The sequence below is a fragment of the Zoogloea ramigera genome (genome assembly GCF_006539865.1).
Taxonomy (GTDB): Bacteria; Pseudomonadota; Gammaproteobacteria; order Burkholderiales; family Rhodocyclaceae; genus Zoogloea; species Zoogloea ramigera.
Window position 1 is genome coordinate 1 of the sequence record NZ_BJNV01000039.1, and the last position, 17,041, is coordinate 17,041.

Here is a 17,041-nt window from a genome sequence, read left to right on the forward strand (position 1 = left end):
GCCGCCGGTTCGCCGACCTCGCCGCCTTCGCTGATCAGGCACACCCCGAAGGGCGAGTTGCTGCGCATGCAGCGGGCCGCCATGTCGAGGTAGCGCGCCTCGAAGAGCTTGAGCGGCAGCACCCCGCCGGGAAACAGCACGGTGCCGAGGGGAAAGATGGGGATCTCGACGGCGTCGACGGTGTTGCTCATCGCCTTACTCCTCGCGTTGATTGTCGCGGGCGTCCTCGCCCCAGCGCGGCATCAGGGCGTGGGCCACGCCGAGCTGGTCGAGGATGCGGGCGACCACGAAATCGACCAGGTCGCCCACGCTCTGCGGGTGGTGGTAGAAGCCCGGGTTGGCCGGCAGGATCACCACGCCCATCCGCGCCAGGCGCAGCATGTTCTCGAGGTGCAGCACCGAAAACGGGGTCTCACGGGGCACGATCACGAGCTTGCGCCCCTCCTTGATCGCCACGTCGGCGGCGCGCTCGATGAGGGTGCTGGCGAGCCCGGCGGCGATCGCCGCCAGCGAGCCCATCGAGCACGGGCACACCACCATCGCGTCGGGCGGGTTGGAGCCGGAGGCCGGCGGCGCGAACCACTCCTCGCGGCCGAACACCCGCAGCTGCCCCGGCGCCACGCCGAAACGGGCGCTGAGCTGGGCCTCCACGTCGAAGGGCCGGGCCGGCAGGGAGAGATCCATCTCCTGGCGGGCGACGATCTGCGCCACCTGGGAATACAGCAGCCACACCCGGCAGCCGGCCGCCAGCAGGCACTCCACGAGGCGCAGCCCATAGGGCATGCCCGAGGCGCCGGTGAGGGCGACGGCGATGGTTTTGGTGTCGGAGGTAGCAAGCGTCATGATGGAAAACCCTGGTTGAAATCGGGGAGAGAATGGGGAGTGGGTAATGGGAAGTAGGGAGGCGCCCACTACCCACTTCCCACTTCCCACTACCCACTACCCACTACCCATTACCCACTACCCATTACCCACTCCGCCCCCCCTCAATGCCGGTGGATCACCCCGATGCCCTCGTGGGCGACGCCGTGGCTGTCGGCGGCGTGGTGGCCGTGGCGCAGGCGGTCGTGCACGTGGATGTCGTGGTGGACGAACTGCTTCATCAGCGAGCCCACCACCATGCCCACCGCGCTGGCGATGAGGCCGGCCAGCTGGGCCGGGACAAAGGGGGTCGTCTCCGCCGGCCAGGTGCACCGCGAGCCACACGGCGATGCCCAGGAAGATCGACAGCAGTGCGCCCTGGTTGGTCGCCCGCCGCCAGTAGAGGCCGCACACGAGGGGCACGAAGGCTGAGACCAGGGTGACCTGGTAGGCGTTCTCGACCATCTTGAAGATGCTGGCCTTGGAGTACATGGCGTAGACGGTGACCAGCAGCGTGAAGACCAGCGTCACCACGCGCATCCAGAACAGCAGCTTGCGGTCGGTGAGGTGGGGCAGCGCCGGGCGCAGGATGTTCTCGGTGAAGGTGACGGAGGGCGCCAGCAGGGTGGCCGAGGCGCAGCTCTTGATGGCCGACAGCAGCGCGCCGAAGAACAACACCTGGGCCACCAGTGGGGCCTTGGTGAGCACCAGCTCGGGCAGGATCATCTGGGAATCGGACTTGATCAGCCGGGCCACCATGTCGGGGTCGATGAGGGTGGCCGAGTAGGCCAGGAACATCGGCACGAAGGCGAACACGAAATACAGCCCGCCGCCGAGCACCGAGCCCCACACGGCGATCTTCTCGGACTTGGCCGACTGCACCCGCTGGAAGACGTCCTGCTGGGGGATGGAGCCGAGCATCATGGTGACCGCCGCGGCGATGAAGCCGATCACCTCCTTCGGCTCGGCGGGCGGCAAAAAGTTGAACTTACCGTCGTTCATCGCGTGCTCCACCACCACCCCGACGCCGCCGGCCATGCCGCTCACCTCGCCGCCGATCCACAGCATGCCGATCACGATGATGATCATCTGCAGGAAGTCGGTGACCGCCACCGCCCACATGCCGCCGTAGAGGGTGTAGACGAGGATGGTGAGCGAGCCGATCCACATGCCGGCCAGCTTGCTGATCTCGCCGCCCGACACCACGTTGAAGACCAGCCCGAGGGCGGTGATCTGCGCGCCCACCCAGCCCAGGTAGGAGACCACGATGGCCAGCGTGGTGAGCACCTCCACGCCGCGGCCATAGCGCTTCTTGTAGAAGTCGCCGATGGTCAGCAGGTTCATGCGGTAGAGCGGCGCGGCGAAGAACAACCCGACCAGGATCAGGCACATGGACGAGCCGAAGGGGTCGGCCACCACGCCGTGGAGGCCTTCGTTGAGGAAGGTGGCCGGGATGCCCAGCACGGTCTCGGAGCCGAACCAGGTGGCGAACACCGTGGCGGTGACCATGTAAAACGGCAGATGCCGCCCGGCCACCGCGAAATCCTTGGTGTTGTGCACCCGCGTGGCGGCAAGCAGGCCGATGCCCACCGAGATCAGCCAATAAACGATGACGAACCAGAGCAGCATGCGCGGACAGGGAAAAAGCGTTGAAGAATCCGCGGATTATCCTGGAAACCGGGGCGCCGTGCACCCACTGGCGCGAGCGGATGGCGCGTGGGCCGAAGGGGCGCTTTCAAGCCACCACCTGACGCGCACCGCCGGCGCCCGCGGGCTGCCCGGCGTGGGGCTAGGCGGCCGGCTCGAGGCGCGCGGCGAAGATGTCTGCCGGCTCGGCGTGGCCGTAGCACCAGCCCTGCAGCGCATCACAGCCGAGCTGGCGCAGGGTGCTGGCCATCGACTCGGTCTCGACGCCTTCGGCCACCAGCTCGAGACCCAGATTGTGGCCGAGGCCGACGATGGAGGCGACGATGGCCCGATCTTCGGGGCCGGCGTTGATCTCCCGCACGAAGGACTGGTCGATCTTGAGCTTGTCGAGGGGAAAACGCTTGAGGTAGGCGAGGCTGGAGTAGCCGGTGCCGAAGTCGTCGATGGCGATCGAGACACCCAGGGCCTTGAGCTCGGCGAGCTGCCGGGCGACCTGCTCGACGTCGCGCATCACCATGCTCTCGGTGAGCTCGAGGGTCAGCAGGCCGGCGGGGATGTCGTGGCGATGCAGGGCCGCGGCGATGCTGTCGACAAAGTCGGCGCGGCGGAACTGCAGCGCCGAGATGTTGACCGCCACCGGCACCAGCGGCAGGCCGGCAGCGCGCCAGGCGGCGAGCTGGGCGCACACCGCGTGGAGCACCCGCTTGCCGAGGCTGAGGATCAGGCCGCTCTCCTCGGCGATGGCGATGAAGCGCCCCGGCAACAGCAGCCCCAGCTCAGGGTGCTGCCAGCGCACCAGGGCCTCGGCGCCCACCAAGCGGCCGTCGGCGGACATCAGCGGCTGGTAGTGCAGCACCAGCTCGTCGCGGTCGAGGGCGCCGCGCAGGGCGTATTCGAGGGACAGGCGCTCGCCGCCCACCGAGTCCATGCCCGGGGTGAAGAACTCGACCCCGTTGCGGCCCGCCTCCTTGGCCCGGTACATGGCCATGTCGGCCCGGTCGAGGAGGAGCTCGGCATCCCGCCCGTCGTCGGGGTAGACCGCCACGCCGACGCTGGTGGACAGGCTGAACTCGCAGCCGGCCAGCCGGAAGGGCTCGTCGAGGGCCGCCAGCAGGCGGGTGGCGCCGGCCCGCAGCCCGGCCCCGTCGTCGCCCTCGGGGATCAGCACGACGAACTCGTCGCCGCCGTGGCGCAGCACGCTCTCGCCAGGGCGCAGCACGCTCTCGAGGCGCCGCGCCACCTCGATCAGCAGCTGATCGCCCACGTGGTGGCCGAGGGTGTCGTTGACGTTCTTGAAGCGGTCGAGGTCGAGGAAACACAGGGCCAGCCGGCGCTCCAGCCGGTCGGCCAGGGCCGCCGCCTCGCCCATCATGGTGGCCAGCTCGGCGCGGGAGGGCAGGCCGGTGAGGAAGTCGTGGCTGGCCAGGAAGCGGATGCGCGCCTCGTCGGCCTTCTGCTGGCTGACGTCAGAGAACACCGCCACGTAGTGGGTGACCTGGCCTTCGTCGCCCTGCACCACGCTCAGCGACAGCGCCGCCGGGAAGGTTTCGCCGCCCGCCCGGCGGAGCCACACCTCGCCCTGCCAGGCGCCGGCCTCGGCGGCCTGCTCGCGGACCATCGTCACGAAACCCTCGGGGTGATGCAGGGGGTCGAAGAGCTCGAGCACCGTGCCCCGGACGCTCTCCTCGGCGTGGCCGGTGAGCGTCGCGAAGGCCCGGTTGGTCATCACCACGCGGCGCTCGCAGTCGCTGATGACGATGCCCTCGGAGTTGTTCTCGAAGACCTTGGCGGCGAGGCGCAGGACATCCTCGCGGCGATAGCTGCGCAGCGCGAAGGCCACGTCGGCGGTGAGCTCCTCGATCAGGCGGACCGTGTGCTCGTCGAAGAAGTCGCGTTCGTTCTTGCGCAGCGCGAGCACCCCGTCGGCGTCGGCGCCGCCGTCGGCGATGCGGATCGGGAAGAAGGCGAAGGAGCTGTCGGGGTCGCTGGCGACGCAGCCCTCGCAGGCCGCGGCGCCGGGGGCCGCCTGCGGCTCGTTGACGATCAGTGGCCGGGCGAGCAGCGCCTCGAGCGGCTGGCGGCAGCGCAGCTCGGCCGGCGCGATGGGCCGGCGGCCGGCGCGCTGGTAGATGGCCTCCACCACCAGCTCCCGCCCGGACCCGCGGGGAAAGGCGATCCAGGCCAGGTCGAGCTCGCCGAACTCGACGGCGATGCGGCACACCTGGGGCAGCAGGGTGGCCGCGTCGCGGGTATGCACGATCGCCTTGTTGGTGTCGGAGAGCGCGTGGTAGAGGCGCGTCATGCGCTTGATGTCGCGAGCGTTGTCGCGGGCCGGCTGGAGGTCGTAGCAGGAGCCCACGTAGCCGGTGAACACGCCGTCGGCGTCGTGGATGGGCGCGCCGTGGTCGGCGATCCAGTGGTAGCTGCCGTCGGCCGCTCGCAGGCGATATTCGAAGACGAAGGGTTCGCGGGCCTCGAAGGCGCGCCGGTAGGCCGTGAGGCAGGCCTCCCGGTCGTCCGGATGCACCGCCTCGACCCAGCCGCCGTTGGCTTCCTGCGCGAGCGTGCGGCCGGTGAAGGCCAGCCAAGCCCGGTTGAACCAGTCGCACTCACCACTCACGCCAGCGCGCCAGGCCAGGTGCGGGAAGCCCTCGAGCATCGCCAGGTGCTGGTCGCGGGCCCGGGCGAGCTGGCGGTTGCGGGTGCGCAGGGTGTCCAGCATCTCGTTGAGGGCGGCGGCGAGCTCGCCGAGCTCGTCGCGCCGGCCCACCGGCACGTCGATGTCGACTCCGCCGGCCTGGCGACGGCCGAGGGCCGCCCGGATCTGGTCGGCCGGGCGCAGCACGTAGCGCGACACCATCAGCAGGATCAGCCCCGCCACCGCGCTGAGGATGCCGCCCAGCCACAGGCTGAGGGACAGCACGGTGTCCCGCGCCGCCCACCACAGGGCCGAGGCATCGAGGCGCAGCAGCAGCACACCATCGGCGAGCCGCCCGTTCTCGTGGCCGTCGTCGACCAGCAGCACGGGCTCGAGCACCTCCAGCACCCGGTGGGTGGAATCGAGCCGCCGCTCGGCCTTGCGGCCGGCATTGACGCGGCCGATGGCCTCCGCCAGGGCCGGGTCGGGCAGCGCAGCGAGGGGCTGGTCGTGCCAGCTGTGGTCGCTGGAGGCCACCACCCGGAGCGGCCGGCCAGCCACCAGGGCGACCCGCTGCACGTCCCGCGCCGCGCCCAGGGACGACAGGAAGCGCCGCAGGTCGGCCGGGTCGCGGGCGGTCTCGGCGGCCGAAAAGACCGCCGCGACGATGCCATCGGCGCGCTCCTCGACGAGGGTCTGGAAGCGCTCGAGGATGCTCGCATACACCACGCTGACGAGCAGCACGATGCCGACGGCCCACAGGGCCAGCAGCGGCGCAACCAGCCGCCAGCGCAGCGAGATGAACACACCGCTCAAGCGCGCGGCCCCCGTTCGCCCCGTTGCCAGGCCGGCATGGGCGCGCGGCTCACGCCAGCACTCCGAAATCCGCCGCCAGAAACTCGCGGGCGATCAGAAAATCCTTGAGGTTGTGGGCCTGCCGCAGCTGGGCCAGGGCCATCATGGCGCCCTGCAGCTCGTTGAGGGAGCGCTCCACCGGGCCGCCGGGGGCCAGCAGGGCCGGCTGTTCGGTGCGGGACACGAAATGCATGCCGGCGAGGGTCTGGCGCAGCTCGGCCACGCTCATGTTCTCGCGCCGGGCCATGATCGCGTGGGCCTCGTCGGGCTGGCTGGCCATCAGCGCGACGGCCTTGTAGTAGGCCGCCACGAAGGCCGGCACGTCGGAGCCGCGGCGGTTCACGAAGGCGCCATCGAAGACCAGGGTGTCGATCACCTGCCCCGGCACCTGGCCGCTATGGAACAGCACCTTGCCACCGGCCTCGAGGATGCGGTTGGACTCGGGCGGAAAACACACGGCGGCGCTCACCAGGCCCTCGGCAAACGCGTTGGGCATGGCGTTCTGGGGCATCGGCACCAGGATCACGTCGCGGATCGACAGCTTGACCGAGGCCAGCGCCAGCGCCAGCAGCTGGATGTGCAGCGTGCCCGGCTCGATCGCGACCCGGCGCTCGCGCAGGCCCGCCGGCCCGGACATGCGCGGCTCGCCGACCAGCACGTCGGCCCCGTTGGAATAGTCGACCACCGCGGAGATCTGCGGGCGCGTGCCCGACTGGTCGGCGGTGAGCAGGATCTCCACCAGCGTCGCGCCACAGCCATCCACCTGGCCCCGCTCGAAGGCCCGCCGCGAGGCGCCAAGCGAGGTGAGATCGACCAGCGTGACGTCGAGCCCCACCTCTTCAAAGAAACCTCTGTCGCGCGCCACGTAGAGCGGGTCGTAGCCGGGCCAGGGGTTGGTGGCGAACTTGATCGGCTCGCGGCTGCTGCGATTGCAGCCGCCGGCGGCCAGGAGCAGGGAGCTCCCGAGCCCGAGGGAAATGGCGCGACGACGCAGGGATGGCATGGTGGATCTGACTGAAATATGACGCGGACGTCGCAGTATGCCTCGGCTCCTGCCGGATGCCCACGACGGGAACAGGGTCTGATAGGCCTCGCCGCAGGACCATTGACCGTGGTCAAGGCCCTGAAATGGCACCCCGCCTAAAGTCTTTGCGCGATTTCGCAGCCCCATCTTCTCCCCCATGACTCCCGCGCGCCCCATCGAACTGGTCTGCCCCGCCGGCAGCCTCCCCGCCCTCAAGACCGCCGTCGACCACGGCGCCGACTGCGTCTATCTGGGCTTCAAGGATGCCACCAACGCCCGCAACTTCAGCGGCCTCAACTTCGACGACAAGGCCATCGCCGAGGGCGTGCGCTACGCCCACCAGCGCGGCCGCAAGGTGCTGGTGGCCCTCAACACCTACCCCCAGGCGGGCAACTGGAAAAACTGGACCACCGCCGTCGACCGCGCCGCCGAGTCCGGCGTCGACGCGATCATCCTGGCCGACCCGGGCCTGATGGCCTACGCCCGCAAGACCCACCCGGCGCTGCGCCTGCACCTGTCGGTGCAGGGCTCGGCCACCAGCTACGACGCCATCAATTTCTACCACCAACATTTCGGAATTTCGCGGGCGGTGCTGCCGCGGGTGCTGTCGATGGCGCAAGTCGAGCAGCTCATCGCCAACACCCCGGTCGAGATCGAGGTTTTCGGCTTCGGCGGGCTGTGTGTGATGGTCGAGGGCCGCTGCGCCCTGTCGGCCTACGCCACCGGCGAATCGCCCAACTGCCAGGGCGCCTGCTCGCCCGGCAAGCACGTGCGCTGGGAGCAAACGCCGAAGGGCATGGAGACCCGCCTCAACGGCATCCTCATCGACCGCTTCGCCGACGGCGAGCGGGCCGGCTACCCCACCCTGTGCAAGGGCCGCTTCGACGTGAACGGCGAAACCTATTACGCCATCGAGGAGCCCACCAGCCTCAACACCCTCGAACTGCTGCCCGAGCTGGCCCGCATCGGCGTCTCGGCGATCAAGATCGAGGGCCGCCAGCGCAGCCCGGCCTACGTGGCCCAGGTCACCCAGGTGTGGCGCGCCGCCATCGACCGCCTGCAGCAGGGCAAGGCGCCCTTCCGCATCGAGCCGGCCTGGATGGCCGACCTCAACAAGGTCTCCGAGGGCCAGAGCCACACCCTCGGCGCCTACTATCGCCCCTGGAAATGAGCCCGATGAAACTCGCCCTCGGCCCCCTGCTCTACTACTGGCCCCGCCAGTCCACCCTCGCCTTCTACGCCGACATGGCCGAGGCGCCGCTGGATATCGTCTACCTCGGCGAGACCGTCTGCTCGCGCCGCCACGAGCTGCGCCTGCCCGACTGGCTCGAGGTGGCCGACATGCTCGCCGCCGCCGGCAAGGAGGTCGTGCTGTCGAGCCAGGTGCTGGTCGAATCCGAATCCGATCTCAAGACCCTGCGCCGCATCATCGACAACGGCCGCTTCCGCGTCGAAGCCAACGACATGGGCGCCGTGCACCTGCTGTCGGGTGGCGACAGCCCCGCCCGCAACTGGGTCGCCGGCCCGACCCTCAACATCTTCAACCCGGCCACCCTGGGGCTGTTCGCCGACCTCGGCGCCACCCGCTGGGCGGCCCCGCCCGAGATGTCGCGCCAGCAGATCGCCGAACTCCGCGCCGGCCTCGGCCGCGAGATGGAGGTCGAGCTCTTCGCCCACGGCCGCCTGCCACTGGCCTATTCGGCGCGCTGCTTCACCGCCCGCCACTACAACCTGCAGAAGGACAGCTGCGAGTTCCGCTGCCTCGAGTTCGCCGACGGAATCCCGCTGAAGACCCGCGAAGGCGCGCCCTTCCTCACCCTCAACGGCATCCAGACCCAATCGGCCCACGTGCACACCCTGCTCCCCGACCTGCCCGCGGTGGTCGCCGACGGCCTCGAGATCCTGCGCATCAGCCCCCAGGGCGAGCACACCGGCCAGATCATCCAGCTGTTCCGCAACGCCATCGACGGCCTCGTACCGCCCCTCGATGCCTTGCAGGACGCCATCCCCCTGCTCCCCGAAGCCCCCTGCAACGGCTTCTGGCACGGCCGGCCGGGGGTCGAGCAACTGGTCATCCACTGAAGCCGGACCTTCAACCCAGAAACGGCCCCACCCATGAAAATCCCCGCCTTCACGCTGCCCGGCCCGTTCGCCCGAGTCGGCGCCCGCCTGCCCCAGCTGCCGCCCACCCTCGCCCTGGTCGGCGGGCTCAACCTGGCGCTGGATCGCATCCTGCCCCGCGAGCCGCTCGAGCCCCTCACCGGCAAGCGCCTGCTGCTCAAGGTGACGGACGCCGGCCTGGCCCTGCGCTTCACCCTCACCCCGCGCGGCTTCCGCCCCCTCTTCGATTCGCGCCAGCCCGACCTGACCATCTCCGCCACCACCCGTGACTACCTCGCCCTGGCCCTCCGCGAGGAAGACCCGGACACCCTCTTCTTCAGCCGCCGCCTGCTGATGGAGGGCGAGACCGACCTCGGGCTGCTGGTCAAGAACACCCTCGACGCCGTCGACTGGGACGCGCTGACCACGCGCCTGCCGGGTATGCTCCGGCACGGCTGATCCAGACCGCGCGCCGAACCGGCCGGACGCCATCCGCTGACGGCCCGCCGGCGGTGGCGCAAGTGTTCAACCCCGGTCGGGCCTCGCCCCGCCCGGCCCGACGCAGAACAAATGAGCGCGGCGGATCGCCATCCGCGAGCTGCCGACACACCGGCCTCCCCAGCCGGTCTCGGCCACGGCAGCCTGCCGAAAGCCCCACGGAAAACCCGCCACCGCCCTCCGGCGCCCCCTGCCCGGGCCCAGCGGCTAGAATGCAGGCACCGCGCCACTCTCCCGCTCCATGCCCGCGCATTACCGCAGCTCCCCCCTCGCCGCCTATGTCGCTGCCTCCATCGGGCTGCTGATCATCTACGCCTGCCTGCACCCCTTTGCCGGCTGGCGCGATCCGGGGCTGCCGGTGTTCGATTTCCTCACCCTGCCGTGGCCGCGCTACTACACCTGGGTCGACCTCACCGTTAACGTGATCGGCATCGCGCCCTTCAGCTTCGCGCTCACCGCCGCGCTGATGGGGCGGCTGCCGCGGGGGTGGGCGGTGCTGGGGGCGATCGTCGGCAGCTTCCTGCTCAGCCTGTCGGTGGAGACGCTGCAGAACTTCCTGCCCAGCCGAGTGCCGTCCAACGTGGACGTGGGCTGCAACACGCTGGGCGGCGTGCTCGGCGCGCTGGCCGGCGGGCGCTGGGGCGGGCGCCTGTTCGACCCCCGCAGCGGCCTCACCCGCTGGCGCAAGCGGCGCATCGTGGCCGGCCACGTGGGCGAGCTCGGGCTGGTGATCCTCGGCCTGTGGCTGCTCACCCTGCTCACCCCCGAGAGCCTGCTGTTCGCCACCGGCGACCTGCACCGCCTGCTCGACCTGCCCTCCCCGCTGCAGTTCAACCCGCCGCGCTTCGTCAAGGTCGAGGCTGCCATCGCCGCCAGCCAGCTGGTGGCGGTGGGGCTCACCGCGCGCAGCATGATGCGCGAATGGAGCCCATGGCCCATCGTGCTGCTGGTGCTGCTCGGGCTGGGCGCCAAGACACTTGCCGCGGCCGCCTTCTTCTCGCCGGGCGACCCGCTGCACTGGGCCACCCCGGGCGGGCAGATCGGCCTCGCCGCGGGCGCCGCCGTGCTGGTGGTGTGCCTGCTGCTGCCCGCCGGCGCCCACGGCATGCTGGCGGGCATGGCGCTGCTGGTGGGCACTGCGCTGGTCAACCTGGCCCCCGAGAACCCCTTCCTGCCCAGCGACGCGGCCCTGCTCCGGCAAGGCAACTTCCTCAACTTCCACGGCCTCACCGAGCTCACCGCCAGCCTGTGGCCCTTCATCACCTTCGCCTACCTCGGCCTGCTCGGCGCCGCACGCGACACGATGCGCCGGCGCGGCGATTGATCGATAATCCCCCCAATTTCCCATTCCCGATTTACCACTCCCCAGCCACCGCGGAGCCCCCATGAGCTACTTCACGCACCACGTCTTCTTCTGCTGCAACCAGCGCGCCGAGGGCGAAACCAGCTGCGCCAACCACGACGCCGTGGCCCTGCAGACCTACGCCAAGGACCGCATCGGCGCCCTCGGCCTCAACGGCAAGGGCCAGATCCGCATCAACAAGGCCGGCTGCCTGGGCCGCTGCGACAACGGGCCGGTGCTGGTCGTCTACCCCGATGAAACCTGGTACACCTTCATCGACAAGGATGACATCGACGAGATCATCGCCGAGCACCTGCAAAACGGCCGCGTCGTCGAACGCCTGAAGATCTGACCATGGCCGCCACCGAGACCGCCCTCATCAACGGCCCCGCCGGCCGTATCGAGCTGATCATCGACACCCCCGAGCGCGTGCGCGGCATCGCGCTGGTGTGCCATCCCCATCCGCTCTTCCACGGCGCCAACACCAACAAGGTCGCCCACACCCTGGCCCGCATCTTCCGCGACCTGGGCTACGCGGCGCTGCGGCCCAACTTCCGCGGCGTGGGCAAGAGCGAGGGCACGCACGACCACGGCGTCGCCGAGACCGACGACATGCTGGCCGTGATCAGCTGGGCCCAGAGCCGCTGGGGCGGCCTGCCGCTGGCACTGGGCGGCTTCTCCTTCGGCGGCTACGTGCAGACCCGCGTCGCCGCGCGGCTGGCCGAAGGCGTCACGCCGGCCGGGCGCATCGTGCTGGTCGGCACCGCCGCCGGCGAGGTGAGCGGCGCGCGCAGCTACCCGACCCTGCCGGTGCCCGACCACAGCCTGGTGATCCACGGCGAAAAGGACGAAACCGTGGCCCTCGACAACGTGCTGGCCTGGGCCGAACCCCAGGAGCTGCCGGTGGTGGTGGTGCCCGGCGCCGACCACTTCTTCCACGGCCGCCTGCACGTCATCCGCAAGATCATCGAGCGCAGCTGGAGCCCGCTGCCCTAAGCCTTCACCGCCCCCACCGGAGACAGCATGAAACTCGTCGCATCGCTCACCAGCCCCTACGCCCGCAAGATCCGCGTCGCCCTGGCCGAAAAAAACCTGCCCTTCGAACTCGAAGTCGACATCCCCTGGCTGGCCGACACCCGGGTGCCCAGCTACAACCCCCTCGGCAAGGTGCCGGCGCTGGTTGCCGACGACGGCGAGCTGTGGTTCGACTCGCCGGTGATCGCCGAATACCTCGACACCCTGGCCGGCCCGCTCCTGCTGCCCGCCGACCGCGCCGCCGCACTGCCGGTGCGCCAGGCCGAGGCCCTGGCCGACGGCATCACCGACGCCGCCGTGGCGGCCTTCCTCGAGGGCATGCGCCCGGCGGAACGCCAGGACCCGGCCGCCATCGAGCGCCAGCTCGGCAAGATCAGCCGCGGCCTCACGGCCCTCGAGGCGCGCGTCGCCCAGCGCAAGGGCTGCGCCGGCGAGGCGCTCAGCATCGCCGACATCGCCATCGGCTGCACCCTCGGCTACCTCGACCTCCGCTTCGCCCACCTGGGCTGGCGGGCCGCCCACCCGCAGCTTGCCGCCTGGGCCGCCGGGCTGCTGGCGCGGCCGAGCTTCACCACCACGGCCCCGCCCGCCGCGTGAGCCCCCTCGAGATCAGCGGCCTGGTCAAGCGCTTCGGCGAAGGGGCCGAGGCCCGCGAGGTCGTGCGCGGGCTCGACCTCTCCCTCGCCCCGGGCGAATGCTTCGCGCTGCTCGGCCCCAACGGCGCCGGCAAGACCACCACGCTGCGCTGCGCCCTCGGCCTCACCGCCGCCACCGCCGGCAGCATCCGCCTGTGCGGCCTGCCGGTGCCCGAGCGCGCCCGCGACGCCCGCGCCCGGGTCGGCGTGGTGCCCCAGCTCGACAGCCTCGACCCCGACTTCACCTGCGCCGAGAACCTGCTCGTGTTTGCCGGCTACTTCGGGCTGCCCGAGCGCGACGTGCGCCCGCGCATCCCCGAGCTGCTGGCTTTCGCCGGCCTCGAAGGCAAGGAAAACGCCCGCATCCAGTCGCTCTCCGGCGGCATGAAGCGCCGCCTCACGCTGGCCCGGGCGCTGGTGAACCGCCCCGAGCTGCTGATCCTCGACGAGCCCACCACCGGCCTCGACCCCCAGGCCCGCCACCTGATCTGGGAGCGCCTGCGCCGCCTCACCGCCGAGGGCACCACCATCCTGCTCACCACCCACTTCATGGACGAGGCCGAGCGCCTCGCCAACCGGCTGGCCATCATGGACGCCGGGCGCATCCTGGCCCAGGGCAGCCCGCGGGAGGTGATCGCCGCCCACATCGAGCCGCAGGTGGTGGAGATCTTCGGCGAATGGCAGGGCGAAGGCGCCGCCGCCTGGGCCGCCGCCCACGCCCACGCGCTGTGCCAGCGCTGCGAGGTGAGCGGCGAGACCGCCTTCTGCTACACCACCGACGCCGCCCCGCTGCTCGCCCACCTGGCCCACCAGCCCGGCCTGCGCAGCCTGCACCGGCCGGCCAACCTCGAGGACGTCTTCCTCAAGCTCACCGGGCGTGACCTCCGTGACTGATCACTTCGCCCCGCCCCGCCTGTCACTGCGCCTCTTTGCCGTGTGGCGACGCAACTTCCTGGTATGGTGCAAGCTCGCCCTGCCCTCCATCGTCGGCAACCTGGCCGACCCGGTGATCTACATGCTTGGCCTCGGCTACGGCCTCGGCATGCTGGTGCCGGAGGTCGAAGGCGTCTCCTACATCGCCTTCCTGGCCGGCGGCACGCTGGCGTATTCAACGATGAACGCCGCCACCTTCGAGGCGCTGTATTCCGGCTTCTCGCGGATGCACACCCAGAAGACCTGGGAAGCCATCATGAACGCCCCGGTCAGCCTCGACGACATCGTCGCCGCCGAGCTGCTGTGGGCTGCCAGCAAGGCCTGCCTGGCCGGCGTGGCGATCCTCGCGGTGATCGCCGCCTTCGGCTTCGCCGCGTCGCCGCTGGCTCTGGCGGTGATCCCGGTGATCTTCCTCACCGGCCTGTGCTTCGCCGCCCTCGGCCTGATCATGACCGCGCTGGCGCCGAGCTACGACTTCTTCATGTACTACTTCACCCTCGTCATCACCCCGATGACCCTGCTCTCCGGCGTGTTCTTTCCCCAGGGCCAGCTGCCCGACGCGGTGCGCGCGGTGGCCCAGTGGCTGCCCCTGTCCCACGCCGTCGCCCTGGTGCGCCCACTGCTCCTCGGGCAGATGCCCGGGCAGATCGGCCTGCACCTCGCCGTGCTGGCCGGCATCACCGTAGCGGCCTTCTGGCTGGCGCTGGGGCTGACGCGGCGGCGGCTGCTGAAGTAAGGGCTGCGGCGAGCTCCCCCCATCCTGCAACGCGGGCGAAAGCCGCGGGGATGGAGCGACCAAGCCTCAAACGCGGTCCCACCCAGGATTGGGGGATCCCACCCGCACCTCCATGGTATAACCTCAAAGCATCGAACCAGACCATGGAGCCGCTCATGAGCATGACCCTGACAAACCTGCAGGACGCTGCATCCAACGCTTCCGTCATCCGCTTGAATGTCGATCTATCGCCACTGACTGCCGATGGCCTCGTCTTTCCGCCGACCTATGCCGCCATCGACAAAGATGGCAGCCCCCACATCGATTTTCGAAAGGCTTGGGTTGATGGTTCGGTGCGCGACGTTGTCGTGTTGGATTCTGTCCAGAGTCAGGCAAATCGAATCGAGCAGGTCATCCTGTCCGCCAAGACGGAGCAGCGACTTGCCTACCCCGATATTCGCGTGACCTTTCCGACCGATCCGGACGAGCCTGACTACTCGGTACTTCAGCTCTCCCATCGGATCTTCGATGTGACCCTGCAGTGCTCGACCCTCGGCGAAAGTCCGTTCTTCGAAACCCCGATCGGGCAGCGCATCCGGGCATCACGACCGTCCAACGCCACTGCCCTTTTCGAGCAGGCTCCGGTGACACTTCTCCTTGGCGCCTGGGACAGTCATGCCGCGGGAGGCCCCCAGGCAGCAAAGCTGCCCCGTCTCCTGACCAGTGAAATCATCGGCCTTGATGCAGTTCCGGTGAACGTGTCGGCGACGAAGACCGACCCAATGGACATCCGCAAGAATTCTGCCGAGCTCGTCGCTGCGTCGCCAGGCTCGGGGCGCCTTTTCGAACTCAAAGCCGAGGGCGCCAAGGACAAGAGCCGAAAACCCAGCGAATTCGGATTTGGCAGCGTGCTCTCGACCGACAAGCCGCGAGCTGCTTCGATAAGCATGGCGAGGCAAACAAGCCTACTCTCCTGCTCAGGCCTCCGGCAATTGGGATTCCCGGAGGACAGCGGCGAAATCGACGCATCGCGCAACCTCGCGGCGCGCACCGTACTGGCAGCCCTGGGGCTCTACGGCCTGCTTGCGCAGAACGAAGCGGGCTATCGGCTGCGCTCCCGTTGCGAGTTGGTGCCACACTCGTCGGCCAAACTCGAAGTGATCGGACGAACCCTGGACGATGTGACCCGCTTTGATCTGGGAGCCGAAGACGCCCTCAAGCTTCTTGAAGAGGCGCTGGGCAACGCGGAACGCCACGGGCTTGCCTGGAAAGCCGATCTTGAGTTGACCGCCGACGACCGCCTCACCGCACTGGTCCGCCGGAGTCGTATCGCGGCAGGTAGCGGCGACGATAGCGGCGAGTGAGGAGCTCTGCCATGTTGCAGCTGGAACTGGCGTTTCCCCTCGCCCGCTGCTTTGCGGCAACCCATGACGACCCCGCCCACCCGGAGTGGCCGCCGAGCCCCTCGCGCGTATTTTCCGCGCTGGTCGCCGCGGCACATTGCCGGCTGGGCGGCATCGACGGCGACAGCGTCGCTGCGCTGCAGACGCTGGAAACCCTGCCGTCGCCGATGATCTTCTGCCCAGAGGCCGACGTTTCCCCGTCCCCCAAGCGTTACGTGCCTGTCAACGACATCGACTCCTTCTTCGACAAGAGAAAATCCTCCCATCCAGCGCGCCCTCTTCACGCAGAAAGGTATTTTCCCGCCGCCTTCATGTTGGGAGAACCGATCGTCCGCTACGTCTGGTCGGAGGACGTGAACGACGCAGAGCTGCGCCAACTCGATAAGCTCGCTGCCAGCATGACGCATGTCGGCACATCACACTCGATGGTCGTCGGCCGCTTCTCGCGCGCCGAGCCGACCTCCACGCCCGACTGGATCCCCGACGAGAGCCAACCGGAGCGCTTTCTTCGCGTTACCCGGGCAGGCCGTCTGGACGAGCTGGACCGCACGCACGCCCAGGGCGGCTCCATGCTCCGTCGCCCCCTCCCGCAGGCAGAGCATCTACAAGGCTATTCCGCCAGGCATCCAACGCTGCCCGAAGTTCGTCCCGCCTCCCATCGCTGGCTCGCCTGGCGACTACGCGGGGCCAGTTGGGGAATCGATACCCCGGAGCCCCTCGCACGGAGCGTGCGGCGCGCCCTCCTCGCCCTTCTCGGCAACAACGCGCCAGTTGCCGCCCACGGCCATGATCACACCTGCAGCCACCTGGCTTTCCTGCCCATCTCCGATGTGGGCCACCCGCACGCCACCGGCCACGTCATCGGTTTTGCGATCGCCTTGCCCGGCGGCCTTGCCCCGGAAGACGACTCGGCCCTCATGGCTGCGCTCGCGATGCTGCACAGCGTGATCCTGCCCGACCGGCAAGTGGCCCGCCTGGAGCCTGTCCTCGTCTCAGCCCGATTGCCGAAGGCACTCCACCCTTCCACCTGGTGTGCAGGGCGGACGGGGGCCACCACCTGGTCAACGGTCACCCCGGTGATCCTCGACCGCACGCCGAAGCGCAAGACGCCCGAGGCAATCGCCAGCGCCATCACCCAATCACTGGTCAATGCGGGCTACCCGGCGCCGGTAGAAGTCACCGTACGCCACACCTCCGACTTCCAAGGGGCACCGCGCGCCCTCGACGTCCCCTCGCCCTATCCCCGCTATCACGCCCGGGTAAGGTTTGCCCAAGCCCTGTGCGGTCCGGTCATCGCGGGCCGTGGGCGACATTTCGGGATCGGCCTGTTCCGCCCGCTTCCACAAGAGAACTGA

Annotated in this window: 16 protein-coding genes; 11 read left to right on the forward strand and 5 right to left on the reverse strand. The window is 69.6% G+C overall.

Annotated elements, in window-relative coordinates; translation table 11 throughout:
• The 5 genes from ZRA01_RS11700 to ZRA01_RS11720 all read right to left on the reverse strand — a co-directional run.
• Positions 1-191, reverse strand: a 191-nt coding sequence (locus tag ZRA01_RS11700) for an LON peptidase substrate-binding domain-containing protein (protein ID WP_174851610.1), incomplete at its 3' end; no start/stop codon positions are given.
• Positions 192-195: 4 nt separating this feature from the next.
• Positions 196-843, reverse strand: coding sequence for a flavin prenyltransferase UbiX (locus ZRA01_RS11705; RefSeq protein ID WP_141352379.1), 648 nt, complete (start codon positions 841-843; stop codon positions 196-198).
• Between the two features lie 117 nt (positions 844-960).
• Positions 961-2,490 carry a high affinity choline transporter 1 gene (locus ZRA01_RS11710; protein ID WP_307724349.1) on the reverse strand — a complete coding sequence of 510 codons (1,530 nt, stop codon included), beginning with the start codon at positions 2,488-2,490 and terminating at the stop codon, positions 961-963.
• Positions 2,491-2,650: 160 nt separating this feature from the next.
• Positions 2,651-5,953 (reverse strand): EAL domain-containing protein, encoded by a 3,303-nt coding sequence (locus ZRA01_RS11715; RefSeq protein WP_246093649.1) that lies wholly within the window; start codon positions 5,951-5,953, stop codon positions 2,651-2,653.
• Between the two features lie 58 nt (positions 5,954-6,011).
• Positions 6,012-7,004 (reverse strand): ABC transporter substrate-binding protein, encoded by a 993-nt coding sequence (locus ZRA01_RS11720; RefSeq protein ID WP_170182959.1) that lies wholly within the window; start codon positions 7,002-7,004, stop codon positions 6,012-6,014.
• Positions 7,005-7,182: 178 nt separating this feature from the next.
• Here ZRA01_RS11720 and ubiU point away from each other — a divergent pair, with 178 nt between their 5' ends.
• The 11 genes from ubiU (at position 7,183) to csb2 (ending at position 17,041) form a co-directional block, all read left to right on the forward strand.
• Positions 7,183-8,196 (forward strand): ubiquinone anaerobic biosynthesis protein UbiU, encoded by a 1,014-nt coding sequence (gene ubiU, locus ZRA01_RS11725; protein WP_141352385.1) that lies wholly within the window; start codon positions 7,183-7,185, stop codon positions 8,194-8,196.
• Positions 8,197-8,201: 5 nt separating this feature from the next.
• Positions 8,202-9,107 (forward strand): U32 family peptidase, encoded by a 906-nt coding sequence (locus ZRA01_RS11730; protein WP_141352386.1) that lies wholly within the window; start codon positions 8,202-8,204, stop codon positions 9,105-9,107.
• Between the two features lie 33 nt (positions 9,108-9,140).
• On the forward strand, positions 9,141-9,584 hold the full coding sequence (gene ubiT, locus ZRA01_RS11735; protein WP_141352388.1) for a ubiquinone anaerobic biosynthesis accessory factor UbiT: 444 nt from the start codon (positions 9,141-9,143) through the stop codon (positions 9,582-9,584).
• A 280-nt stretch (positions 9,585-9,864) separates the two neighbouring features.
• The gene (locus ZRA01_RS11740; RefSeq protein WP_141352390.1) at positions 9,865-10,947 is read left to right on the forward strand and encodes a VanZ family protein; all 1,083 of its coding nucleotides are present in this window, start codon (positions 9,865-9,867) and stop codon (positions 10,945-10,947) included.
• 61 nt (positions 10,948-11,008) lie between these two features.
• The gene (locus ZRA01_RS11745) at positions 11,009-11,317 is read left to right on the forward strand and encodes a (2Fe-2S) ferredoxin domain-containing protein (protein WP_141352392.1); all 309 of its coding nucleotides are present in this window, start codon (positions 11,009-11,011) and stop codon (positions 11,315-11,317) included.
• 2 nt (positions 11,318-11,319) lie between these two features.
• Positions 11,320-11,961, forward strand: a complete 642-nt coding sequence (locus tag ZRA01_RS11750; protein WP_141352394.1) for an alpha/beta hydrolase — start codon at positions 11,320-11,322, stop codon at positions 11,959-11,961.
• Between the two features lie 27 nt (positions 11,962-11,988).
• Positions 11,989-12,597 (forward strand): glutathione S-transferase, encoded by a 609-nt coding sequence (locus ZRA01_RS11755; RefSeq protein WP_141352396.1) that lies wholly within the window; start codon positions 11,989-11,991, stop codon positions 12,595-12,597.
• Entirely contained in the window at positions 12,594-13,529 is a 936-nt protein-coding gene (locus ZRA01_RS11760) for an ATP-binding cassette domain-containing protein (RefSeq protein ID WP_170182960.1), read from the forward strand. The genes ZRA01_RS11755 and ZRA01_RS11760 overlap by 4 nt, the downstream gene beginning before the upstream one ends.
• Complete coding sequence (locus tag ZRA01_RS11765; RefSeq protein WP_141352398.1) at positions 13,522-14,304, forward strand: ABC transporter permease; 783 nt, start codon at positions 13,522-13,524, stop codon at positions 14,302-14,304. Before ZRA01_RS11760 ends, ZRA01_RS11765 begins: the two co-directional genes overlap by 8 nt.
• Positions 14,305-14,459: 155 nt before the next feature.
• Positions 14,460-15,647: a type I-G CRISPR-associated RAMP protein Csb1/Cas7g gene (gene cas7g / locus ZRA01_RS11770; RefSeq protein ID WP_170182961.1), complete on the forward strand. Its 1,188-nt coding sequence runs from the start codon at positions 14,460-14,462 to the stop codon at positions 15,645-15,647.
• 11 nt (positions 15,648-15,658) lie between these two features.
• The gene (csb2, locus tag ZRA01_RS11775; RefSeq protein ID WP_141352402.1) at positions 15,659-17,041 is read left to right on the forward strand and encodes a type I-G CRISPR-associated protein Csb2; all 1,383 of its coding nucleotides are present in this window, start codon (positions 15,659-15,661) and stop codon (positions 17,039-17,041) included.